Origin of the sequence: Proteus hauseri, assembly GCF_004116975.1 — a bacterium.
Lineage (GTDB): Bacteria > Pseudomonadota > Gammaproteobacteria > Enterobacterales > Enterobacteriaceae > Proteus > Proteus hauseri.
On record NZ_CP026364.1, the window covers coordinates 191,253 to 214,993 of the forward strand.

32 protein-coding genes are annotated in these 23,741 nt (G+C 42.1%); 1 reads left to right on the forward strand and 31 read right to left on the reverse strand.

Annotation, left to right across the window (positions count from 1 at the left end):
- Positions 1-6: 6 nt before the first annotated feature.
- The 20 genes from PH4a_RS00855 to PH4a_RS00950 all read right to left on the reverse strand — a co-directional run bounded on the left by PH4a_RS00855 (position 7) and on the right by PH4a_RS00950 (position 18,580).
- Positions 7-2,475 carry a host specificity factor TipJ family phage tail protein gene (locus PH4a_RS00855; RefSeq protein WP_129037038.1) on the reverse strand — a complete coding sequence of 823 codons (2,469 nt, stop codon included), beginning with the start codon at positions 2,473-2,475 and terminating at the stop codon, positions 7-9.
- A complete protein-coding gene (locus PH4a_RS00860; RefSeq protein WP_129037040.1) occupies positions 2,462-2,854 on the reverse strand; it encodes an NlpC/P60 family protein in 393 nt (130 codons plus the stop codon). Before PH4a_RS00860 ends, PH4a_RS00855 begins: the two co-directional genes overlap by 14 nt.
- On the reverse strand, positions 2,851-3,321 hold the full coding sequence (locus tag PH4a_RS00865) for a DUF1833 family protein (protein WP_129037043.1): 471 nt from the start codon (positions 3,319-3,321) through the stop codon (positions 2,851-2,853). The genes PH4a_RS00860 and PH4a_RS00865 overlap by 4 nt, the downstream gene beginning before the upstream one ends.
- The gene (locus tag PH4a_RS00870; protein WP_129037045.1) at positions 3,321-3,797 is read right to left on the reverse strand and encodes a hypothetical protein; all 477 of its coding nucleotides are present in this window, start codon (positions 3,795-3,797) and stop codon (positions 3,321-3,323) included. The genes PH4a_RS00865 and PH4a_RS00870 overlap by 1 nt, the downstream gene beginning before the upstream one ends.
- A 3-nt stretch (positions 3,798-3,800) precedes the next feature.
- Entirely contained in the window at positions 3,801-7,229 is a 3,429-nt protein-coding gene (locus tag PH4a_RS00875; protein ID WP_129037047.1) for a tape measure protein, read from the reverse strand.
- A gap of 47 nt (positions 7,230-7,276) precedes the next feature.
- On the reverse strand, positions 7,277-7,969 hold the full coding sequence (locus PH4a_RS00880) for a DUF6246 family protein (protein WP_129037049.1): 693 nt from the start codon (positions 7,967-7,969) through the stop codon (positions 7,277-7,279).
- Between the two features lie 49 nt (positions 7,970-8,018).
- Entirely contained in the window at positions 8,019-8,774 is a 756-nt protein-coding gene (locus tag PH4a_RS00885; RefSeq protein ID WP_129037051.1) for an Ig-like domain-containing protein, read from the reverse strand.
- Between the two features lie 59 nt (positions 8,775-8,833).
- A complete protein-coding gene (locus tag PH4a_RS00890) occupies positions 8,834-9,202 on the reverse strand; it encodes a phage tail termination protein (protein WP_129037053.1) in 369 nt (122 codons plus the stop codon).
- A complete protein-coding gene (locus PH4a_RS00895) occupies positions 9,199-9,567 on the reverse strand; it encodes an HK97 gp10 family phage protein (protein ID WP_129037055.1) in 369 nt (122 codons plus the stop codon). Before PH4a_RS00895 ends, PH4a_RS00890 begins: the two co-directional genes overlap by 4 nt.
- A gap of 1 nt (position 9,568) precedes the next feature.
- On the reverse strand, positions 9,569-9,907 hold the full coding sequence (locus tag PH4a_RS00900; RefSeq protein ID WP_129037058.1) for a hypothetical protein: 339 nt from the start codon (positions 9,905-9,907) through the stop codon (positions 9,569-9,571).
- Complete coding sequence (locus tag PH4a_RS00905) at positions 9,907-10,275, reverse strand: DUF7370 family protein (RefSeq protein WP_129037060.1); 369 nt, start codon at positions 10,273-10,275, stop codon at positions 9,907-9,909. Before PH4a_RS00905 ends, PH4a_RS00900 begins: the two co-directional genes overlap by 1 nt.
- Complete coding sequence (locus tag PH4a_RS00910; protein ID WP_129037062.1) at positions 10,275-10,499, reverse strand: hypothetical protein; 225 nt, start codon at positions 10,497-10,499, stop codon at positions 10,275-10,277. The genes PH4a_RS00905 and PH4a_RS00910 overlap by 1 nt, the downstream gene beginning before the upstream one ends.
- A 9-nt stretch (positions 10,500-10,508) precedes the next feature.
- Entirely contained in the window at positions 10,509-11,573 is a 1,065-nt protein-coding gene (locus PH4a_RS00915) for a major capsid protein (protein WP_129037064.1), read from the reverse strand.
- A 10-nt stretch (positions 11,574-11,583) separates the two neighbouring features.
- Positions 11,584-12,024 (reverse strand): hypothetical protein, encoded by a 441-nt coding sequence (locus PH4a_RS00920; protein ID WP_129037066.1) that lies wholly within the window; start codon positions 12,022-12,024, stop codon positions 11,584-11,586.
- Between the two features lie 3 nt (positions 12,025-12,027).
- Positions 12,028-13,419: a DUF2213 domain-containing protein gene (locus PH4a_RS00925; RefSeq protein ID WP_129037069.1), complete on the reverse strand. Its 1,392-nt coding sequence runs from the start codon at positions 13,417-13,419 to the stop codon at positions 12,028-12,030.
- Positions 13,420-13,443: 24 nt separating this feature from the next.
- Positions 13,444-14,430: a phage minor head protein gene (locus tag PH4a_RS00930; RefSeq protein ID WP_129037071.1), complete on the reverse strand. Its 987-nt coding sequence runs from the start codon at positions 14,428-14,430 to the stop codon at positions 13,444-13,446.
- On the reverse strand, positions 14,384-15,829 hold the full coding sequence (locus PH4a_RS00935; protein ID WP_164971515.1) for an anti-CBASS protein Acb1 family protein: 1,446 nt from the start codon (positions 15,827-15,829) through the stop codon (positions 14,384-14,386). Before PH4a_RS00935 ends, PH4a_RS00930 begins: the two co-directional genes overlap by 47 nt.
- An 11-nt stretch (positions 15,830-15,840) precedes the next feature.
- On the reverse strand, positions 15,841-17,325 hold the full coding sequence (locus tag PH4a_RS00940) for a terminase large subunit (RefSeq protein ID WP_129037076.1): 1,485 nt from the start codon (positions 17,323-17,325) through the stop codon (positions 15,841-15,843).
- A gap of 9 nt (positions 17,326-17,334) precedes the next feature.
- Entirely contained in the window at positions 17,335-17,871 is a 537-nt protein-coding gene (locus tag PH4a_RS00945; RefSeq protein ID WP_129037078.1) for a terminase small subunit, read from the reverse strand.
- A 178-nt stretch (positions 17,872-18,049) separates the two neighbouring features.
- Positions 18,050-18,580, reverse strand: a complete 531-nt coding sequence (locus tag PH4a_RS00950) for a Rha family transcriptional regulator (protein ID WP_129037081.1) — start codon at positions 18,578-18,580, stop codon at positions 18,050-18,052.
- A gap of 440 nt (positions 18,581-19,020) precedes the next feature.
- Between PH4a_RS00950 and PH4a_RS00955 the strand changes: the two genes are divergently transcribed.
- Positions 19,021-19,236, forward strand: a complete 216-nt coding sequence (locus PH4a_RS00955; RefSeq protein WP_129037083.1) for a KTSC domain-containing protein — start codon at positions 19,021-19,023, stop codon at positions 19,234-19,236.
- A 29-nt stretch (positions 19,237-19,265) separates the two neighbouring features.
- Here PH4a_RS00955 and PH4a_RS00960 read toward each other — a convergent pair whose 3' ends face one another.
- The 11 genes from PH4a_RS00960 to PH4a_RS01010 all read right to left on the reverse strand — a co-directional run bounded on the left by PH4a_RS00960 (position 19,266) and on the right by PH4a_RS01010 (position 23,735).
- The gene (locus tag PH4a_RS00960) at positions 19,266-19,634 is read right to left on the reverse strand and encodes a hypothetical protein (RefSeq protein WP_129037085.1); all 369 of its coding nucleotides are present in this window, start codon (positions 19,632-19,634) and stop codon (positions 19,266-19,268) included.
- Positions 19,631-20,080: a lysis protein gene (locus PH4a_RS00965; protein ID WP_129037087.1), complete on the reverse strand. Its 450-nt coding sequence runs from the start codon at positions 20,078-20,080 to the stop codon at positions 19,631-19,633. Before PH4a_RS00965 ends, PH4a_RS00960 begins: the two co-directional genes overlap by 4 nt.
- Positions 20,077-20,469, reverse strand: coding sequence for a M15 family metallopeptidase (locus PH4a_RS00970; protein WP_064720840.1), 393 nt, complete (start codon positions 20,467-20,469; stop codon positions 20,077-20,079). The genes PH4a_RS00965 and PH4a_RS00970 overlap by 4 nt, the downstream gene beginning before the upstream one ends.
- Positions 20,466-20,771 (reverse strand): phage holin family protein, encoded by a 306-nt coding sequence (locus tag PH4a_RS00975; RefSeq protein WP_064720841.1) that lies wholly within the window; start codon positions 20,769-20,771, stop codon positions 20,466-20,468. The genes PH4a_RS00970 and PH4a_RS00975 overlap by 4 nt, the downstream gene beginning before the upstream one ends.
- 425 nt (positions 20,772-21,196) lie before the next feature.
- Entirely contained in the window at positions 21,197-21,700 is a 504-nt protein-coding gene (locus PH4a_RS00980) for an antiterminator Q family protein (RefSeq protein ID WP_129037089.1), read from the reverse strand.
- 201 nt (positions 21,701-21,901) lie between these two features.
- The gene (locus PH4a_RS00990) at positions 21,902-22,267 is read right to left on the reverse strand and encodes a RusA family crossover junction endodeoxyribonuclease (protein ID WP_129037091.1); all 366 of its coding nucleotides are present in this window, start codon (positions 22,265-22,267) and stop codon (positions 21,902-21,904) included.
- A complete protein-coding gene (locus PH4a_RS00995; protein ID WP_129037093.1) occupies positions 22,264-22,554 on the reverse strand; it encodes a DUF1364 domain-containing protein in 291 nt (96 codons plus the stop codon). The genes PH4a_RS00990 and PH4a_RS00995 overlap by 4 nt, the downstream gene beginning before the upstream one ends.
- Positions 22,520-22,669: a protein NinF gene (locus PH4a_RS18520; protein WP_482811940.1), complete on the reverse strand. Its 150-nt coding sequence runs from the start codon at positions 22,667-22,669 to the stop codon at positions 22,520-22,522. Before PH4a_RS18520 ends, PH4a_RS00995 begins: the two co-directional genes overlap by 35 nt.
- Complete coding sequence (locus PH4a_RS01000) at positions 22,647-23,096, reverse strand: hypothetical protein (protein WP_129037095.1); 450 nt, start codon at positions 23,094-23,096, stop codon at positions 22,647-22,649. The genes PH4a_RS18520 and PH4a_RS01000 overlap by 23 nt, the downstream gene beginning before the upstream one ends.
- The gene (locus PH4a_RS01005; protein ID WP_129037097.1) at positions 23,093-23,299 is read right to left on the reverse strand and encodes a hypothetical protein; all 207 of its coding nucleotides are present in this window, start codon (positions 23,297-23,299) and stop codon (positions 23,093-23,095) included. The genes PH4a_RS01000 and PH4a_RS01005 overlap by 4 nt, the downstream gene beginning before the upstream one ends.
- Complete coding sequence (locus tag PH4a_RS01010; RefSeq protein WP_129037099.1) at positions 23,292-23,735, reverse strand: YbcN family protein; 444 nt, start codon at positions 23,733-23,735, stop codon at positions 23,292-23,294. The genes PH4a_RS01005 and PH4a_RS01010 overlap by 8 nt, the downstream gene beginning before the upstream one ends.
- Positions 23,736-23,741 lie beyond the last annotated feature (6 nt).

Below are 23,741 nucleotides of genomic sequence, written 5' to 3' on the forward strand. Positions count from 1 at the left end.
ATTTAATTAAACGTTGTAATCCTTCTTTGCAGAAAAATACTCACTTGCTGTAATGCTGAAAGTTCCGTCTGCATTGGGCTTTTTGTCGCTTACAATCCACCTCATTGAGTCCATTTCAACGATATTGGATATAACGTAACGTGACGGAGATTGAATATTCATGCCGTCATAGATGTTTAGCTGGATGTTAGGTATATCAGCGATAAATCCGTAATCGGTATCACTTCTTGGTGTGGCTTTAAACCTTTCTGTTGTGTTACCTAGGTGATCAGTGATACAAGTAAACATCTCACCATCAAAGACAACTTTTTCATTTGTTGAAAACTGATTGTCGATCCTCTCAACTATATAACCCGCCTGTTGATTCTTATCGTATGTGTCAGCAACAATAATTAAGTCTCCAGGATAAACATAATCACCATCTGCGAGAGTTTGCACACTGATACTCATACGCTGATGTATTAACCTATCCATTTCTAATAGTGCTCTATCTGTCGCTTGATACTCATTACGACAACCATGAATGGTTATTTTGTTAGGGTTATTAGCTGGCTTTTTAACTATTTTGTTATCTTCAATACGATACTTGAGATAGGTCTTTTTGTTGGTCTTGGGGTTTACATATTCGATTTCAACACCATCATTACCGCTTGGCATCGTCATATCATAAGAAAGAGAAAATCCATTTCCTGTTGTGTTAGCTCTATTGAAGGTGCCAGATGGATACTGCTTTTCCTCCTCACGGGTAAATGTAAGCACGCCGTTATCCCAAAAGGAAATAACACGAGCAACATTGCATATTGTTTCTATACGCTGACCCAGCGATACATCCTCATCATCAAACGTGTAATCAAAATATCCTAAACGCTTATCTGGAAGTGATTCATAGATTGAATACAATCCATATAAATCAATGGTGCTTTCTGGTTGCCCTGCAGTAACTAACCAAGTGTGAGCGACAGCATCAGCAAATGATCGTGATGGTCGTAATGTATAATCAACACTACGGATATTTATGTCGTAACTAATAACATGGCGTGTGGCCAGTGCGTTATATTTGCGCTCTCTTGCTCCTGTTGGCGCTTCTGTTGCCCTCACTGTTACTTTAACAAGCGTATCTTCTTCATGTACTTCGTTAATCCTCTCTCTAACAATAAAGACTTCCTCTAGCTTAAGAATGCTGTGATCATTACTGTTTTCTAATCGAGTTAATTGAAGTGCATATCTTCCATATCCAGCCAACGGCTTGAATTTTTCCGTAAGATAGTATGTTTTTGTTTTTGGTGCTGACGGGAATCCCCTATTGAATGACTCTCTCGTTCCTGTTATTTCATTGTTATTATCATCAACCTTCCAGAATTCAATTCTTGCATTAGCCTGATCACCATCACCAAGCTGAGCATTTAAATGTACCCATAATTCACCACCATCAAGTGGAGAAAAGAAAGGCCCTACTGTTAGGAACTGATTGTCATAGAGAATAAACTTTGATGTGTTAACAGTCGCATTAGGCGGAAGAGTTGCTAAATCACCGCCAGTTAAATTGGTGAAAAAGAATTCGTAGTAATATTTTGGTGAGATAATAGCGCCATCATCGCTTTCTTTCGCATCGGATAAATAAGCATCAACCTTAATATCCTTTGTAACCGAACCCTGTGGGGTATCATAAGTAACATTAACAACAAGGCTTACTGAACGAGGTTTTACAATATCCATAAAATATCGAAACTCATCTTGTTTCTCTATCTTTATGGCCGCCTCACCACCTTTAATTTCACCAGAAATAACATTGTTAGCGGTAGCCTCATATTGTGGTATTTCGTCACTTTCATTCGGACCCGGCATTTCTTGTCCGTCAACATCAGGGAATTCGAACCCCTCGAATATCTGTGGGATCACTTCACCCGGCTGGAATATCTGATAGCTAGCACCATCAAGGGCGAGCAATTCAGACTCTGAATATTTTACGTTCTCAATCGTGTAGTAACCGATACCAAAGTTCATCCACTCGGTAACCATCTTTTTATTGTCGATGTATTCAAACATTGATTGCTGAATGAGATCGGGAAAGGCTCTAACTTGTCCGTGAATTTCAGGTCTAGCCTGATATGTTCTCGCTATATTAGTTTGACCAGTTAATCGGTTGTTGGGGCTTTCCTTTGCATTCACATCAGCGGCGCTAAATGATGGCGCTTTGGGCGCTAAGAATGAGAATATCTTGGAGACAAACTTAAATACTGGATTAAGAATGTCGCCAATAATCCCTTTCGGCTGGTCGAATATTTGAATGTGATGAAATTCACTAACAACAAAGTCAAGGCGGTCATCATCGTTAATCTTTACGCCATTAACATAGATATCAACGTCATGATGAAAGTTTTGCTCTTTTAACCAATCAAAAAAAAGAGAGCCGGCTTTTATCTCGACTCTCTCTTTCGGCATTCCAGCGACACGCTGAATTTCAATCATTGGCATACTTCATAAACTCCAACTTAGTGAATTTTCTCTCAAGAACAATCATCCTATCCATTCTCACAGAGCCGTTCTCACCTCGACTATGTAATGCGTTACCGTCGATAATCAAGCCAATGTGAGCAGGTTTTGAGCCTATATATCCTATAAATATTCCGTTATTTTCTGGTTTATTTACTCTCTCCCAAAACTCAACTTCATTGTTATAGCAAGTAACAAAATCAGTTTCCGACTCATATCCTGCGTGATGGTGGGTCTCAATACCTAGAACGTGACGATAATAGAGAACGACAAGCCCCCAACAGTCCATAGCATCAAATGTACAAGACCTGTTTTTCCATGGTTTACCGATGACTTTATTGATGAAATCTTGAGTTGTCATACAGCCTCCAAGCCCGGCCATTCTTGCGGTTCATAAATGCGTCCGATGTTTTTATTCAATGGGTTACTCATAGATAGCGTGACAGTGACGCTCTCATGATCCATCGACACATCTTTCACAAATAATTTCCATCGAGTGATTGCTGTGCCTTTGTCTTTCTCATCAAATAAGCGATAATTAGCCTCTATAGGTGTCATCCTATTGAATGATTTCCATAGTTTAAGTTTCTGCTTAAAGTCTTGTGCGACACGGCTAAATTTAACACTAGCGTCGATTATGGGTGTTCTGCTTTGCTGACTGTCAGATAGTTCGAAATTACACGGCTGATATTCAACCCCACCTAGAACCTTTGGGAATACTTGATAAGAAACAAGATAGATATCGCCAAATGACGGATGGCTAAATTGCAGCGTCTCATAAAGTATTCTGTTTGGCCTTTGTGCCCGATACTCTCTTAGTGTAGGCATTACAACTCCTTATACTTAGGTAGAGTCTCAGTAACGATAATATCAAGCCAACTTCCAAATGGTGACGGAAACTCAACAATAATATCGTCGAATTCATCATCTGAATTATAAAGTTTCTTGCTAATGACCTGACCAGTCCATGTTACAGAAGATCCATTAATACTGGTTTGCACTGGATAGGAAACAAAATGCAATTCCTGTTCCTGCAATCCACTACCACCAAGATTAATTTTCATCCTGAACCAGCGATTACAATTATCAAGATAGTTAGGACTGCGCAACCATTGTGCAAACGCACGCTCCTGTTGAAGTGTAAATATCCAATTCACACTCCATACAGTTTTTAAGTCATCAGTTAGCTTCTGGAATATAGGTGCGCCTACCTGTGGCTGGTCTGTCAAGAACCCAGTATCTAGTGTCATGCTTTTATCGGCTTTCTGCGCCAGAGGAAGCCAATCAGGGTAATTAATAACCATATGTCAACCTCTTGCTCTCGCCGTTGCCGATGTGTTTCTTGTGATTGATTGAAGCATTGGGCCTTTGTTATCCATGTCCATAATGAATGCCTGAATGGTCATAGTGTTTCCATCTTGCGATGTCTGCGCATCAAACTTGTGGCCACCAGATGAATAGTCATTAAAGACAACATTCACATTCATACCGCCACCCTGCATATCTTTATTGGAAATAACCTTTCCATTGTCACCGGGGATCATGTATTGGCGACCGTTGTTAGCCTTGAATATCTCAGGCTTACCGCCCTCACCAACTCGATACATTGAACCAGCGTCAACAGGACCGCCATTTTTACGAGCGCCTGCAATTGCCAGTGTTGAAGCAAGTCCAGTGGTACCAACTAAGCTTGCATTAGCTGGCGCAGCATTAGCTCCCATAGTAGCCAAAGAAACAAAAGCAGCAGCGGGAGCCCATGCGGAAGCAACTATTGCAGCTTCACCCATAGATGCGGCAGCGGCGGCAGCGCCCATTGTTTTACCAATGATGAAATTCTTCAGCATTTCAACGCCAGTTTGAACAATGGAATTAACAACACTGTTTAGTATCGTGTTACCTAGTGATCTCATTGCATCAGCCGCAGTCATGGTGCCAGTCAATAATCCAGTGATAGCGTTTGATGCGCTTCCTGCCATTGCATCAACAGCAGATGTAAGCATGTCAAAACCTAATCTTTGCTGACTTAATATCTGCCACTGTGCTGCAGTTTGCTGTTCGTTGAATTGTCTTTCCTGTGCTGTTCTTATCTGAAGATATTGTGCGTCAGTGATTTGTTTGGCAGTCGTAAATTGCTCGTGTGAGATTTGTTGGTTTGCATACGCTTGATTAATGATTGCCATTTCATCAGCATAATACTTATCCATGAGCGCTAGTTTTTTAGCGTTCTCATTTTTCAATTGCTGAACAGGATCGAACTGCGCCCTATTATCTTCAATTGGAGAAACTGAAGCCTGAGCATTTACCTCAGCTATTTTTTTAGAATACTCACCAGCTAGCTCAACTCTTCTTCTTTGGTAATTCTCCTCAGTAACCAAATTACCCTGAAGTTGCCTTTCAAGCTGCTCGAGAGATAACTTGTATTCTTGATTTGCCTTTGCTTCTGGGTTTTGAGAGAAAGCGTCCTTCCTATCTTGTATTTTCTGCTTTAAATCAAATTCCTTCCCAGCCAAATCTGTTATTTCTGCAATCTGTGATTTCGTTGCTTTACTGCCAAGTTTTTGAACGGACTCAAGAATAGCAGCCTCGCGAACAAGTCCTTTTGTTTCTAATTCAGCAACTTTTGTCGCATTGGCTACATCGGTGATCTTCTGTTTCAGCTTTTCAGCTTCAGTGGCTTCTTTTAATGCTGCACTAGCAGCCTCTTTTGCTGTTTTAATTCCTTCTTTTTTGGCTTGTTCGTTTTCATATATCTGAGCTGCCATATCTTGTAATTTCTTTATGGCACCATGATCTGCCGTCCCTGCATCCTCCGCGTCATATAAAGCTTGTAATTTGGCTTTTTCAACACCTTCTTTCTTGGAGAGTTCAAGCCTTCTTTCCATCTGCTTTCTTAGTTTCTCACCATCCTCTCCTCCGAAATCAACAGCTAATTGCTTGGCATTGAATTCACCTTTTGCGCCAGTTGCCTCCCTTATTTGCTGTGTAAATCTACCAAGAGCTGACTTCTCAATATCAAGAGTTGTTGCACTCTTAACGCTTAAATCAATGGCTTCCTTTGCTTTTTGATTGTATTCAGACTGCGCCTCAGATAAATATTTGGTTATTAACTCATGTCGCTTTTTATTCTCAGCTAGATCACCTTCCAGCTTTATCTTTTCTCTTAAAATATTTATTGTATTTCGTTCAATTAACTCTGGATTATTACCGAGAGCGTCCTGCTGCATTCTTAATCTGGCTTCAAGTCTCGCGAGTTGATTCTCTTGATCCTTCATTTCTGAAGTTAAAACTTTTTGTTTATCAGCGGCATCTTGCGCGTCACGAGCAATCTCTTGATACGACAAACCTTTTAACTTAGCTGTTAACTGATCAATACTATCTGCAAAGTCTCGAGCCTCTTGCTTAGCTTGCTCTGATTTTTGATAGAAATAATAGATTGCGGCACCAGCTAACATGGCCACGCCAGCTGGACCACCTAACATTCCCATAACTCCACGCAACAACCCCATAGACAATGATGCCGCCCTTGCTGCGGCTGCTGAGTTTGCCATTGCTGCCGTTTGCGCCTGTGTTGCTTGAGTTAATGTTATTGCAGCTTTTGAAGCTAATGATTTTTTAGCAATTAAGTTATCAAGTGCAGTTGCTTCCGCTAACGTTCCTTTTGCAACGTTGTACTCCGCTTGAGCTAGTGCAACAGCCGATCTAGCAGAGGCTAAATCAGCCTGAGCCTTTCTGACTGACATATTTGCAGCATACTCACTTGCTCTTGCCGATTGCAGTGTAGCGACTGACTCTTGACGAGAGGCGGCCGCCATCATCACCTTTGACTTGGTAGCCATAGCCAACGCGCCAACATATCTTGAACCAACCACTGCTGCGATTACCGTCAAGACAGAACTAAGCTCATCTAAATTCTTACTAACAGTAATAACCGCATCACTAAACGCACTAATGGTTGATTTTATTGTTGTATTTTCACCGAGAAACTTTGTTAGGTTGTTACCTGCCTCTTGAAATGCCTGTGACATTGTTCGAGTGGTTTTGGCAAACTCTTTACCAATTGCATCACCTTGAGAGAGCAAACCTTTCACAACAACATCAGTGGTTAGCTTGCCTTCTGCCGCCATCTTACGAAGCTGGCCTATACCAACACCCATCGAGTCAGCAAGTGCAACCATCAAACGGCTACCCTGTTCCGCCACTGAGTTAAATTCTTCACCACGGAGAACACCTGAAGCAATACCTTGTGATAGCTGAATAATAGCGTTTTCTGCTTCCTGTGCAGTAGCACCAGAGACGATAAAGCCTTGGTTGATAATGGATGTTAATTTTGCCAAGTCTTCCGCTGATGTATTGTATTCTCTCGTTCCTCGTTCAAGGCGTGCGTAGAGTGTTGCTGTGGCATCAAGACTAGATCGTGTTGCTTGAGAGATGTCAAATACTCGTTGAGTGACATCAATAAGTGATTCACTTGCGCGAACTGAGTTAGATAGCTTGTTGTTTAATTCAGTCCATGCTTCTGAATAACTAGCAACCATTGAAGCTGATAAATAACCAGTCAGAGCAGCGGCAACTTTGGACAGAGACTGCATTGAACGTTCTGTGTTATTTACTGACTGAGACGTTCGGTTAAAGCTACTATCCATACGATTAAGGCGTTGCTCTAACTGCTGTTGCGATGTAAGCAATTGCCGAACATCCATTTGAACTTGATAAACGATTTCGCCTACATTTGCCATTTATCGGCTCCTTAAAATGAAAAACCGCTCAATGGCGGTGTTATGCTTTACTTTCTCTTCCTGCTCACTAATCGACGCTTGCCACTGATCAGCTCATCATTACGTTTATCATCTTGCTTCATGATGTTGTCGTATTCTTCTTTAGTAAATCCTTTCTCATCAGGGTATTTAGCTCTGAGCATCATCTGAAATTCAGTCATGGTTAACTGCTCGGCTTCATCACGATTCACTCCAAAATTAACACGGGCAGAGCTAATGTAATCAATTGCCATAAACTCATCAGAGAATTCATTTTTGCCTTCGTTACGTTGAAGTTTTCGGATCTTCGCTTTACCGATAATTCCGTGAGTAAATAACTCTCTGGCAATGACGATAATATCAGCGATTGGCATCTTACCGTTTTTATAGACAATGCCACGTTTACCTGACTTCCATTCTCCAATGATTTCCGAACAGTCATTATCACAACACGCTTGTATCACTATCATTGCAGTTTGTAGGATATTGCGTCCGTATGTCGGCTTGCTAATCACTTTTATTAACCACTCAGGAATAACCCTGTAACTCATTACGGCGAGAGTGATTAACTCTTGCACCTCTGCTCCATTTAACTGACTATAGGCACTCACAATCTGCTTTGGTTCACCAATTCTTGTCATATTGATGAACGATGGTCTAAATAAGTAATCCTTTTTATCAGTAGAGATAACCATCTCACCGATTTCTAAAATAGGCGTCATAATACCTCCTGAATATTATCAAGGGCACCCGTGGATACCCTTTGTAATATTAAGCAGCGGTAACAGTGACCACGCATTTGGCTGTCTTGCTACCATCTTCGGATGTGACAGTAACGTTTGCAGTACCTTCGGCAACACCGCGCACAGTTACCACATTCACAAGCTTGGTAACTGTTGCAAAGTTCGTCTTATCACTTACGGATGTGTAGTTTTTGTTAGTTGCATCGGTTGGTGTAAATTTGACAGTAAATGTTTTGGTTTCACCCACTTTTACAGACAGAGTGGCTGGCTCTACTGCGACGCTTTCAACAACGATTTCTTCTTGTAGCCATTCAACCGTTTCTGCATCAGCAACTTTCAGCTCACCTGAGTAAGTGGAGATTTCTTTTGTTGGAAATTCCATTGACCAAGATGTGAAAGCCATGTAACCCTGAACAACATCAGAGCCATCACCTTTCATATCAAGTTGAACCCAATATGTTGGTTGGCGACTTGCTTTGATTTCATCAAGGATTTCTTTGGCAATATCAAACGCGGACGTAGAGCCAGTTACACCAGCTTTCTTTAATTCACCATCAAAACTAATGGTAAAGTCAGCGCCAGTAACAATTGACTCAGTTAAGCCTTTGGTGTCATCAGCATTAGATGTCACTGTCTCCATACCGAAATCGAATGACTTGCTTGTTAGCGCACCTAAGCGCAAGAATTGATCTTGTGCTGGTGCTTGGTCAGGACAGCCTTTTGCAATGCGCAGAATACCTGCGTTACCCATCACTAGGCCTTTATCATCAGGGCATTGTGCCATGTTATAACCTCTTTATTTGCAAATAAAAAAGGCCGCATAAGCGACCTGTTGAGATGTGTTTAAGATGTACAGCGGAAAGAAAGCTTGAGGATAAACCGACCTTCTTCTGTCGGTATCGGCCTTGGTAGACCGCCTAAGTTGTATATTGAATTGAGTTCGCAATCATCGGGGAATTCAGCAACAAAGTTTAGAATTTCATTAGCTCTTATCAGGGCAGGCTCAGGATCATACTGCGCAGAAACTAGAACAAGCGTCACGAAATCATCAGCACCCAAATCAGCAAATCGACCACTACCGTCATTAGGTTGAATAACAGCATATTGCTGAGTTTTTTCGTCTGGTTGCTCATTCCACGTTAGATATTGAACAATGAAACCATCAAGCAAATTACCTCTGTTTAAGTAGCGCTCAAACTTCTCATGTATCATATTTGCAGCTCCCGTCTAACCGCGTCATCGATAGCCTGGCGCTCATCCTCAAAACCACGAGATAGAAACTCTTTACGAGCACTTGAGCGCCTAAAGTTTTGCTTAATTCTTGGATCATGAACATAAACCGCGTAGTTTGCTGTATATCCGACGCGACCGGTTACTCTAGTGCCATTAACAGTGACTTCTCTGAATTGAGAGTTGATAAGTGTTGATGTATCAATAGGTGTGTATATAGCCGCCTGAGCACTACCAATCAATAAAGCAGACTGAATAGCTCTCATAACTTTCTTACCCTGTATATCACCTACAAGCGTTCTAAGGTTCGCGTTAGCCTGAGAAATTCCTCTTACTCTTGCTGCCATATCACACCGCCGTTATCAGAGTGTAGTCATCTGCAATATGCTCGAATAAGTCTTCATCACGTTTGATGAATTTGATTTCGTCAGCACCGACAGATAACGGATCGCCTGAGTGCTTACCAATAGCGATAAAGTCACCTTTTTTAGCATCAGCATACTCAGTCCAGAAAACCAACTTAATGGTGATTTCAGAGCCAACATCCAACTTTCCAGATTTAAGTTCGCTGCCATAGCCACAAAGAAAATGAACCGGCTCAGAGAATACCGGCTTGCCGTTTTTGTCTTTCTTTGCTTTCCATAAAGTAGCCCATGAGGTATACGCCCAATTAGCAACTGAACTCATTAGACACCTCCAATCACCCGAAAAAAGCCTACCGTTTTACTAGATAATGGCAAATCAGCAAGGCATCCTGCACTATCCCATGCGCGGATCTGGTTCAGCAGATAATCAGTACCGGCAGAATCATATGCGAAAGAACGAGACGCCCCGTTAGGAGCGCTCTGTGATGATATCTTTCGTGCGCCAGATAGTGATGCCAACCGGATAGCGGTGTAAATCAGCAGTAACTTCTGCGTGGTTTCGTCGTAGTTGGCTTCGAGACATCCGGACTTTGCATTAACCTGACTCAGTAACAGCGACAGCACAGAATCAGGCAATGTAAACCCGAGTTCAGTAATCATCGGCTTTACGTCATCAAGAGTTATCTGCATTATTTTTTACCGTTAGGTTTTGCCTTTGGCTGTTCAGGCTGTTCAGCATCATCGTTACCAGGTGACGCTGCTTCAATATCACCCGATGCGATAATCTCAACAAGACCGGCCTTTTCCCATTCTTTCGCGCTTTCATCTGACATTGTCAGTTGGCTACCGGCTTCCACGGGCTGGAAACCGGCACCGGCGAAGAAGTTATTTGAAACTACTTTTACCAGTGCCATAAATCCCCCTTATGCGCCTTTCGCGTGAAGAACTGAGAAATGATTACTGATGTCCTGCTTAACCATCAGACCAGCAGCACCCCATGTGCGCCATACATAGTCAGAGTTATAGAACTGGCGTGGATCTGCAACAGTACCAAATGCCTGACCAACGATAGGAGCAATAACACCAGCGCTAAGAGGAACAATCAGAACTTCGTTACCTTTCAGTTCGTAATCTTCTTTAATGTCTTTGATGCCAGTGATTTTCTTGATTTCCTCAAGAATCGTGCGTGTCTGGTTAACGTCGAAATACACGCTTTCCCAATTTGACAGGATTTCACCTGACACATACCAAGTTTGCTCACCATATTGCAGGTTTTGCAATTTCAGCACATCACGCAGTTTGATGATCTCAGTGCGGGTTTTCTTACCATCTTGCTCGGTTGCGAAATTAACATCCAACGTCACTTGAGCAACGCGCTCATCATTACGCAGACCTTTAAATGTCTTGCCATCAAATGTAATGAAGTTACCCGCAGCATCGCGGAAACCATTCCAGATAAAGTCGAGATATTTACGACGAACAGTATCAACAGAGTCTTTCTGTGCATCAGATAATGAAGCCAGTGCAGAGCCTTTTTCAAAGATTGGGTCACGCCATGTGAACTTAAACCCAGTGTCATGAATTGGCACCATTGTGCCGTCGAAGCTATACGCACTAGCTTCAAGCAACGCACCGACCTGACCACTCATCGATGTATGAGCGACGCCACCACTTCCTTTTCGCGCATACTCATAGACTGATTCACTAATGCGAACTGAGCGAGATAATGGCATGAGGTCATTCAATAGCGTAAATTCAGTATTTGGCTGAAATTCAGCCAATACAGTCTGGTCATACGCCTTGTACAGACGCTTAATATCATCTACTGCATTGGTAGCATCTAAAACCGGCATATTGCGAGTACGAGCAATAAAATCAGCCACTGCCTGAGCGGATGAATTACGCTCTAAGCTCAACGCTCCGAATTGCGCTTGGTTGTCTTCAAGGTTTCCAGTTTCGGTTGCCTTCTTAGTTGAAAAATAAAACATTCAGTTCTCCTTACTTGAACACAACACGAACCAGCTCATCCGTCGTAACGGTTAAGGCTGTATCTTCTTCAATATAGGCAAATACTGCCTCGCCTTCGGCACCAGTAGCCAGAGTGATTTGACCGTTAGCAACAATAACCGCTTGGCCTTTCTTGTATGTACCAGCAGCAGCACGCACATTTAAGAACAAACCTTGCATTGGTTGAATTGCAACAACCCAATCGCCAGCCTTGATTGCATCATCAACTGACTGACAGCGAAGATAATCAAAGTCGGACACATACAAAACATTTGCTTCTTTACCATCAACCGATGGCGTAAATTTAGCGGTATTCTCACCATAGAAACCGATAATACCCGCCTTGGTATCAACTGCCGCCGCACCTTCACGGTGTAGCAATGGGTTAGTGAATACACCACCCGCATGAATTACACGTTTTTTATTCGCCATGTTTTACTCCGGCATATCTGAAACTGATTGAGAGGAATTAGCTTGTTGGAACGAGCCATTTAAGCTATGAGATACATTGCATTGAGCGTATAGCTCTTTCAGTGGTTCGCCACTTAACGCATTAATAGCGGTATCGGACATGCCAAACTTTGCCTTCACGACATCACGCATGGCACTTACTTCTTTGTCTGCATTGGCATTTAATTGTGCTTGGATTGGCGCAATAGCAGCATTTACAGCAGCTGTGATTTGCTGTTGCAGATCACTGTTGTTTGCAGTGTCAGATTTATCCTTTTCTTCTTTTTCTTTTTTCTCACGCGCAGCTTTTTCTTCTGGCGTTTCCTCTTTTTTGTCTTCAGCGTTCATTTGGTTGTACGCATCCAGTAATTCAGCATCGGATTTGTCTTCTGTCTCGATACCTTTCGCCTTCAGCGCATTCGTGATGATTTGTTTCATCGGATCGTTTTCCTTATTGGTTTTTACTTCGTACTCTGTTGGCTTGCGCACAACTTCGATAGGCTCACCAACGAGTTCGGCTATTCCTTCATCGTTCATGAGGTATTTTTGTTGGTAGGTTTTACCTGACGTGTAATAGATAAATTTGTCAGGCCATACTGTTTCTGGATAAGGCCAATCATCATTTGGATAAGCAGCCTTTAATGCGTTACGTAGTGCCGAATGAATGTCATCAAACGAGAACGAGCCATTGGTAAAAAAGAATTTCGCTTTATTTAACAAATTATCCTGAGTGCAGTTTGATGCATTAATTAAATCAGCTAATTCAATATTTAGTTTTTCACCTTTGCTATTAACAAACATCCCGACACCGTCTTTTGGTGTGGCGGCTCCCGGTTCAGAAGCTGGCAATATTGCAATGTGATCAAAGTGCATGTTTCGGGCGACCCATGTATAAGGCTTACCCTTTGACTTGCCTTTGTTCTGCTCGCGCTGTAGCAGCAATCCGGTGGAGACGTGGATTGGGTCTGTGCTGTTACCGGCAATGATGTCATCCACACGGGCTAGGAACTCTTTGCCTTTCTCAGTGGCATCAGCAAACCGTCGGTTTACCTTCACGTCCATGACGACTCTTTCACCATCCTTGCGGACATTTTCAGCCCATGCGCCGATGTGAAACTGGTTTACTGCTCTCGGCGTGTCAGCCGATACGTAATCTGTGCCGATTTTGGGATGCCCGTAAGGGCACTGCCGCCCCTCCATCGACTGAAAGCTTTTGTTAATTTCGCTAGCTGGATATAAGCCTCCATTCATCACAACGTCATCAACGACAGGCACAACGCCGCGAATGACGATATGCTCATCACCATCAATGGTTTCAGTTGAGATATTAGAGGAGTTAATAGCCAGCGATTTAACATGAATACTAGAAAGACTCATGTAGTGGCCTCTTGATTGTGAATTTTAGTCTGTTGACCAGTTCTTCCGCTCAGTACTTAAGCGGTCGATAATTCCTTTGTTGTAAATAGTCCCATCGTCATTTAGCAATACAGGTTGTGTCGCGCAGTAGCAGTTAAATCTATTTCCACCTTCGGCATAAAACGCTTCAACCTCTTCAACGGTATAGATCCTCCCGTGTCGCGCTGCATGCCAGCTTCTTGTAGTAGGCTTTAGTGCTGATAGCCATAACAATCCTGTTTTTAACCCCAGAGATTCGCTAGCCCACAACGTTTCATTCCAGTTTGCACGGCGTAACGCACCGACCTGTTCCGTCTGAGCCATGCGCTTTGCGTTGGACATTGATACATCTAATCGCTTGCTGATTATCCTTGCTGCTTCTCTTGGATTAATCCCTCTTGCTATCGATGTGCCAATAATATTCGACAGATCAGCTCTAGCTGCATCAGAAATACCTTTCCAATCGCTATAAGTGGATATGAATGCTGACGCTATCTGGTTCTGGTATGCGGGTTGTGACATCAGGTAAGTAAGCGTAGTTTGTGATGCGTATACTTCTGATTGCAATGACAAGTTAGTATAGGCGTTTAACGTGCCTCGCTCATACTCATCTGACACATAGCCAAACGCCCATAATTTCTCATCACCACCGTCTAATAGGTGCTCATCAAGTATTGACTGCAGTCTTTCAAGAAACTTAGCGTATTCAGCAGGTCTCTCAGCTAGATCATAAGAGTAAACGCCAGCGTTAACCCTGATAAGTGAATCCGGTTCATTATGTGCGTTTTTGGCGAGAATATAGCTGTGTAGTGAGTTCTGGTTTCGTTCTCTGCCAGTAAATGACAGGTCGAATAGCTGCTTGAGTGCTTTCTTTATTTCGTAATATCGGTTATCAATATCACGAAACATCTTTCTAACTTGCCGACCTGATTGTGTTGGGTCAGACTTATTCCTTGGTATTATCGGCGACCCTATCTTTTGATTCTTCATCATCAATTAATGGATCTCCTTTTTTACCTTCTTCTGGCGAAGTGGTGTTATCAAACTCTTTTAATGTCGGATATTCACCTAATGCCCTGATTTCATTTTCCATCAACACTGAATAGCCAAATGATGCCTGTGTTTTTTGTGCAACATCAGCAGCTTTACTCATATTATCTAGCTTTTCAGACTGGCTTGGAGCGAGCAAATCAGACCAGCTAACTGTTATTTCTTCCCTTGATTCAATCGCACCAAGTGTCCAGAAACGTGACACCACTGACTCGATCACTGATCTCAGAAAGTTATTGCGACGTGACATGCGCGTTCTAGCCCAATCTTTCATATCCTCAGTTGAAGCTCTCTCGCCAGTAATCTGACCAACTAGCACTTTAACTGGCATATTGATAGAAGCTGCAAATTTAGCTAATGACGTTCTGAAGGATGGCTCTGGGTCTGCTGGAGCAACTGATAAAACACTTGCAGAGCCTTCTTGCATCATTACTGAAGCATCAATACTTTCATTCAGGCGACGAACTTGCTCATCAAGCGCATCAGCAAGCCCTTCCATATTGGTGCCTAATGCTTCAGCTAGGCGCTGGAAGTCAGTTTCTTTACTGAATGCATAGTTCAATTGTCTACTTGCATTTTTCAGGAAACCTTCAGCGCTACCACCTGATACTTTTTCAATATCAAGTAGATCGTTGTACCCTTTCTTTAGAAGCGGGGTTCCAGATGTTAATTTCCCATCCCCAGAACCTTCTGCAAGGATTATCACCCGGTCTGGATGTATATCAATAATTCTACCTGGTGAGCTGTCTTTATCATTTCCAACTTGCATTTCAGTAAATGAATACATTGTTGGGAAGCCGTAACTTTCACTGTTTGTATCCTCATCCCATGACTTAGGTTCAATCTGGGCTTCCCATGCAGGTATTAACCGAACAATTGACTTATCACCAATTCTTTTAACTACTGTCGTATCAACTGGTTCTTTCCAGTCTTTACCGTCTCTTAATTGAATAATTAACCCAGAGTACCGACCTATTAAGTTTCGCTTATCTGCTTCCTTAATCTGCTCCCAGTGTGATTTGAGAAGCTTGTTCAGCTTGTTATCCCAATCAGTAGAGCCGTCTTGGTCTGCCTCTTCGTTACCTTCGAATATTTCTGGAATATCAACCCAACAATCAGAGACATACCGATCTACTGCCGCACCACCAAGAGCGGTACGATCATAAGCATTATAGAAATCATTAAACGTCAGCACTTCTGGATAACCAAACTCACGCCAGATACGTGGTCGTTTTGCATTACTCATTCCAATACCGCCAGAAACATAGTCCATTCTTGCTTTAGCAACTGCCTTGATAGCGTTATTAACCGCTAATGACAGCTTTTGTTGATTCTCTTCCATTATCGCCCTCATTAACGTTTGCGAACTAACATGCCAACATGAGCCTTCTTGTTTCTTCTGCTCACTGCAAAATACCTAAATCCGTCAGCATCATGTGACGTGTAATCATGAAGTGGTTTATCTTTCCAGCACCCGCGTTTGTCATCCCACTCTTTGCGATACCCCTCAAGATGAGTAATACCTTCGCTACATTTATGCTCATCAAACACGCAAATAGGAAGGATTTCACGCACTGCCTCAATGCCCTCATCAATGGAAAGTTTCGGCACCACTTCAAATCGCATTGAATAGTTTTCACCGTCGATTTCGTACCCTTCACGCGCTAATTCACGCCGTGATTTCGCATCTGAACCAAACTCACGGTTATCGATATCATGAGGGCCATTATGACTTGCATATGTGTAGCCTTTGTCTTTCAACACTTTCATGTAGTGCCTTAGACCTTCACCACTGTTTGAGTAGTGATCAATGACGTGGAATTCCTCACCAACCTCGCGAATAAACCAAATTGACGTTGAGTCACCCACACCAATATCCCAATACGTGTGAACCGGTAAGTGTGAGTTATCAGGAAGTGTGCCAATGCGTTTATTTTCATATAGAAAGCGGAATTGCTTAGCGTAGTAAGCACCTTCAACCGATTGCTGGAATGCCTCAGACGGTATTGACGGATATTCCCGCTTCATATCGTCGCCAAGTGTTTTCTCTTTGGCGTAATACCATGCTTTCTGACGCTCGTTTAATGGAACACCATGTTTACTTGATATCTCATCAAAATAATCGACTAATCGCTGCGGCAATTGCTCCACAGGATCGATTGCATATTCAGGGTTCTTCCACCACGAGAAGAAAAAGAATTTCCAGTCTAGATTAGAGAGCGTCTTACTCTGAATTTGTGCCTTCTCAGCAGACTGGCAGTAATCATAAAAATAACCTGCTCGACCTTCCGCTGTGCTTTCAAGTGTTATTCTTCCACCCAAAGGAACAGCCTCAAAAGCACCAGTAACAATTTCTTTGGCTTTATCTGGGTACTTTGCACATATTTTACCGAACTCAGACACATGCAAGCTGTAAAGTGTCCCTCCCCGAAACGATGTAGAGACAGTCACACTGCCACCTTTAGAAAATACATATTCACTTGTCGTTTCTTTAGTTAGCGGGTTGGCCTGCTTAATATCATCAGGAAGCAATCGATATGCATATTGCGTCTTGTTACGAAAAAGCCTCTCTGCGTCAGGTAAAGAGTGGGCTATTAAAGCGCATTCTTTTTTGTGAAATATTGCAAGATCAAGCTGAATGATGCACACCTCTGTTGTGAACCCAAGCTGTCTCGCTTTCAAAATTATATTTCGGTCATGCATTCCATCGAAATACTCCAACTGCTCAGGAGTCATTTTAAATGTTACACACTGCCCGTTTTTATCTTTAATTTTATAAAGATTATTTAGACGCCAGACTCTGTTTTTCAGTAGCTGTCTTTGTTTTTTAGTTAACATAGAAGCTCCCTACAGGTCTTCATCTCCTATTTCATCCATCAGCGAAGCAACGGAACTAACAGATAGCCCCCCAGAGTGCTCTACCTTGTCTTTGAACGCCTGAACTTTGACGTGCTTACCGAGTAGCTCAATGTTCTTCACTTTGTCAGGCCATTTGATTTTTTTCATGACGCCGACTAAATTACGCTCACCATCTTTAGACTCGAACATTTCAGCTAAGTCCATGCCACTTAATGATGTGCGCCAAACTTTTGGCCATTCATGAATAGGTTTAATGCCTCCGTTATCATGAAGGATATCCAGAACGTCCATTTGGTCTATTTCAACAAGCCTATTGAGAACGTAATCAGCAGTTATCTCTAATCGCTCACTGCGATCATTCATTAGTTCCTGAATTCGTTTTTCAATGTCAGGTTTTGTCAGGTTTTCATTCCCAACACTTCGTGCAGTTTTTTCGCTGTACCCCGCACGAATAGCCGCCTGTGTAGCGTTCAAGTCAACGAGGTACTCACGACAAAACATTTCCTGTTTATCGGTGAGTGCCATATCCATTCCTTTAAATTTCTTTAAACACAATTTCTTTCTTGTAGCAGAGCTTCACTAACCAAGTGCTGTTAATTAAAGCGCCGATAATAAACAATGGGTACATGTAACGGCGCAGTGTCATTTTGTAATGCAGTGTTCCTGTTTTCATATTCCACCCAATAAAAAAGGCCACTAGGGCCTATTCACCTACAAATAATAATTTTGGTTGAGTGAGTGAAAGTATTTGCTCATATTCCAATTGCAATGCTTTCTTCTCTTTCTTCCGCTTATTCATTAACTGGCTACCGAGGCGACCTTTCAATTCTGATTTAGCCGCTTTTAATGCATGACGATGTTGAGCCTCTTCGCCTAAATCTTTCCAGCGATTCATTTGCTCATGCATCCAGTTAAATGCTTGGATAAATTTTATCTTAATAAGCATCGCTGCTTTTCCTGTGAAACTCATCACCAGAAGCATATAGCCGTCTTTCGATAGTTTATACATTGGCTGGATATCACCATTTTTATCAATGTAATCAGTGGGCTCAAAATTGAGCTCAGCAAATTCCTCAGGGCAATCGTTGATTGTTTGCTTTATTTTCCTCAGTACATTCTTGTGTGTTTTACCAAAATACTCTGCAATCTTTTTGCTAGTCGTAAACACTTGACCATCAGATGCCATAACCATTTGTTGAAAATTAAATTCAGGGATAACCACTGTATTAGTCATAACGTATTACCTTCATTTGAAATGAACCCTCGTTCACATAGAAAATCAGCCCGTCGAAGCTCGCCAGCTATAACTGACTTCCTCGAAGGCTCATATCAAAGTGATTGGATTCGACGTTTTTGAATTGCTCTGTGAATGAGCGGTGAAATGCTTAGAGTTCGCAACCATCATCACGTATCACCACGTTAATCAAGTTGCTTCTAGTCTGTTCCTGGCAGTCAAGATAGTGATCACTCTTCTATTGGCGGAATTGCATCCATAAAAAAGCCCCGCTATTGCGAGGCATAATTAAGATTTTCTTTACTTTGTGGCTAAGGTCACTAGATCAATAAAGTCCTGACAGAACTCTAACCTGTGTCCGTGATCATCCACGAAGTTATATTTCTTAAAATGTTCTAATATTTCCTCGGGACTTTTCCCGTTAATAGGAGATTTAGAAATTGAATCGCGTTCCTGTTTCATCTTCAAACCTTCAATCAGTTGGTTATGATCAAGCCACTCAAACTTTGGAAGTAGCATTCCATAGTGGCAGTGTTTATCAGTACTTAAATGTTCCATCAAAGCTCCATCAAGGCCTAATGAATGCAAGTTCGAAAGGTCAATACCTTGATGTGAATATTAAAAAAGCTGGCTACAAATACCGTCAAATTAGCTAACTAGTTAAAGCGGGGACATCCTCGCTTTTTCAATTTCTCGTATTGCTTTCTTGTTGGGCTTTTAGTAAAGATTTTTCAGTGTCACTCTTTATTGCAGCTTTGATTATCGAAGCAATAGCAAAGAATGTAGCAAGTACGAACCAGCCAGAATATGCAGCAAAAGTTACATAAGCCACATCGGTTAATACATCATAAGTTCGCCACGCTATAGACTGGTGTTTGTGGTTTTTTGCGAATTTCTCTTTATCAACGAAGATAAGTAATATCCCCATGACAGCAAATAGCCACCCTGTGAAATACCCGATATTAGTTAGCCCTTCATTGTTCAGAGTCAACCCAAAATAAAGTGATGCAGCAACCACCACATCAATAAGAATTGCTAACAGCCTAGCCCTCATCGTAAACACTCCGTTTTAATGTAATTCTGCAAATACAAAGTTTGCTGTTCGTTCTCGACTATCATTTCTCTGAGACGTAGATAATCTTGTTCAACTGCTTTGTTAAGTCGTGCGGTGGCTTCATCGCTTCCGCTTTCGGTGGAATTCTTGGTGACTGTTGGACACTCGGCTTTGACGTACACCCGCTTATTGCCAGAGCTAACAGCGTCGCGAAGAGTATTGATTTCATTATTTGCACTGGCTAACTCCTGTGAGTGACGAATATCGAGTTGGTTTAATCGAGTGATACGGGCTTGGTAGTCTTTGTTGATGTTGATTTGTTGTGATAACTGATTGGTTGCTGTGTTGTAATCTTTGCTTAACTTGTCGTAATCATCCATCACCCACCACAGCCAGAATGCAGATATTGCCAGTAGACCAGCTAATACCTTAGTTAGCGTATTCATGCTGGATATGTCTTATGAGTTAATTGGAAGTGAGGGCCATCTTTAAATGTTTTCCAGTTACCGCCCCATTCGATATCAACGCTTAACTCTTTCGCAGCTTGCATCATGGCATCAGCTACTTTTTTAAAGTATGACCAATCGCTCCAAGGGATCTGATTATTTACCAGCGGAGCACAATCAACAGCGTGGCCAGTTAAGTGACGACTATTCATCGTTTGACTTTTACCACTTGCAACTAATTGTCGCTGTCGAGCTTCGTTGCGCTTACCTTCAATCACCATAAAATCAATATCGGTAATTTCTAATGCTCGATGTACTACCTTAACCAAATCAGGATGAACGCCACGGAGATTTTCTTCGCTACGTCTACTTAATCTAAACTTACTCACTTCCTGCCTCCTGTAAATTTATCCCAGAAGAAGTCCAATGCTAAAGAGCCGGCAGAACCACATAAGCCAGCCGTAAATAACGTGTAATAGAATGAGGCGTTAAGCTCTATTGATATAAGACCGCCCATCATTCCAGCAAAGCCAGATACGAACATTTGCATAATTGCCCCTACCCAACTCCACCGATACCCGTTACGTTTATTGTCAATAATGTATCTAGCCAATCCGCCGTATAGGGATATAGCGAATATGACACCCCATGCGGTGGCACTGAATTTGTCTTTCTCGTCCATTCGTGTCATACCGCCTCCTTTTTGGAGGAATTAGTTAATAGAACGCCGACTCACAGCTCTTGTGTGAATGTGAGGTGTTGTGATTGATTCTGTGGTCGGCATATACGAAAAAAGACCGCCTAAGCGATCTTCTGAATGAGTTGTTCGGAATAACCGAACATGTGAACTATCCGGAATTTCCGGAGAGTTGAACTTGTAAGGATTGCTTACAGGTTGCTATTCCCTCGAATTCGGGGGAATTAAAATAGAAAGGGACACCAGATGATGTTTTGATCGACGGATATCTGGTGCCACTAATCACACAACCCTCCAAAATGAAGAGTGTGCTAGATAGCAAAAAACCCCGCCGAAGCGAGGTCTTGAATGAGGTAAGTAAACTTAAGAGTCACGTAAAGCAACTTACCCTATAATTGTTGTCCATTTGTCCATTAATGTCAATAGCAAAGCTCAGCTATTTTCTTTACTTTATCTACACGTTTGCGATTATTCATTGCATTTCGCAGAGGTTCGTACAATAACCACTGAGCAGCTTTGAGTTTTTCGTCAACTTCTCTCCTGCAAGTTCTATGAGATGGCTTGGCGTACTTATTCCCTCCTCTCGTTTGCATTTTGCGTGGTTTTGCAACTCGGTGATAGTAAGATGCAATCGACAACTTAGATGAGCCATGAGCGTAATAACTTAGTAATATTCCATAAGCCTTTGTGTCGGTGGCGATGACTGAATCTACGACCTGAGAAATCAACATTCCTTCATCGTCATTGCACATAGGTCTTGATGGGTTTTTACTTGGCTCTACTGTTTGCATGAATTTATAAATCATGTTGATCATGCGAATATCAATACGACCAGAATATACCCACGCCCCCCACAGATTTAACCAACCATCTAGCCAGCGAAACTGCTCATCCGTTAATTCCCTTTCTCCGATATAGCTCATCTCGCCTCCGGTAATACTGTGTGATGTCTATCGCAACCTACCGAGTACATGATCCGGTTCCCAAACTGCTTTGCTTGGGTTGTTTCAACTATCCTCATGAAGCCATTGTTAAGCTGGATAACAGATAAATAACGCTTTGGTTTATTTCCTGTTCGTTCTGTCAACGCCCTAAACCTGCATTCTTCAATAGCTGCGATTAAGTCAGTGAACATCATCTATCTCCCATATCGTGATATCTAATGAGCCATTAGCAACCTTTTCACCTCGACGGATCCGCATATCATCAATTTGGCTATCATCGCCCCAAAATTCGGCATGAGTTAACGAATCGAAAACCGCTTTAGGCAAGTTATCGAGGTCTCTTTGTCGTTTATCTGGTGGATTTGCAGTGATGGCTATTTTGATGCGGGAAGTGGTTTTGACGTCTAGGTTATGTTGCTTGATGTAATCTGTTACTTGCTTTCGGTAGTTGGTGCCTTTGGTTGAGATGTAATGCCGCCCTCTACAATGCCGCCAGTACGTATTATTGCTCGGTGGCCACGGCAGCTTTAAGTGATACTCGCTCATGCCTTAATCTTACCCTCCTTGATGAGAATATCCTGAGTACGAATAACACCCTCTAAATGACATTGCTTTGCGTATTCCGCGTCAGTAATTCGTGTTCTTCGGTCTATTTCATCGTGACAAGCGCTACATGCCCAAGCACCAAAAATATCATTAGGTTTTATTCCGGTACCGCAAATGCCAGACATTCGATAATGAGCTAAGACGACAGTTTCAGAATTGCCATTACAGACACCAGGTATTCTTATTTGACATTCACGACCTCGAGCTTCTTTGCGTAACTTCGCCATCTCCTTCCCCTTTGATTTTTTCCATCACTTCCAAATGAGCGTATTCATCAGCACACTTGCTACACACGTAAATTTCATCATCCGTTAGTGGTCTATTGCATGACATGCAGTTCATTGCGAACTCCTTTGAGTAACGAGTCTATTTTCATCAACATCGGATTACCCATGCCTGCCGTGTTTGCCTTATCGACAAATGACAATCCACACATAAAATCATCCAGCACTTTTCTAGGCTTCTTTGCTTCAACTTTCTTTGCTTTTGGGAAAAGTGGAAGGTTAGCCAGTCGCTCTTTTTCAAACTGACTTCTCAGTCGAGTGATTGCATCGTCTGTAACGGCATAGTTATTAATTGGGCGAGTGCGTTTACGGCTCTTTGTTTCAACATACTCTACACACTTAAATGCAAGTAACTTTCTCAGAATCGTTCCTACCCTTGCAGGTGTTAAACCTGTTACTCGTGAAATGGTGTTGTGATTAAATGAGATAAATTCACGACCAACAACTATCACTCTCGCATAAGTCCCGTATTGTTCTTCAGTCATTTTCCAGCCTCCAACTCAATAGCCCGCTTTGCCGATGCTAACACTTCGCATAAGTCTTGCTCTTTGTCTTTATGCCCTCTTAATCCAGCGCAGAGAGCTTTTTTAATTAAATGCTGTAATGCTGGGTTGGTTACTTCAAAGGCTTTTAAAACGTCATACACATCGATTGTTATACCTTTACATGGTCTGTCGTATTTACTCATTTTGTTTCCTTTTTAATTCCATATATTGAGAGTTATCAGGTATCGTCACGAAACAATTTATACCTACCGCCCAGCGTTCAACCTGCCCCATGAAGTGGAACATTTCACCTGTATCAAGTTTTGATGTTTTCCGAAGTGACCTTACGCGCTCTGTAAGCTGTGTAGTAACATCAACCATATCGACCACCTCATAACCTAGGAACGAGTGCTTAAGCATTTCCTTAACGGTCTCTGGTGTGTAATTGGCATTGTTCTTACATAGATATTTGCTTATCTCTGAGCACCACAAATGGAAAGTGGAATTTTGAGATAGTGAGCGCTTGTTTTTCCAAGGCTTGATAATGATTCGGTGTGGTTGGTTTGTTGCTAGAACTTCTTTGAGGTGTTGCCATGCGGTATTTTTGGTTGATTCGTGGAAGAGAAAATCTGCTTCCAAGTTAGC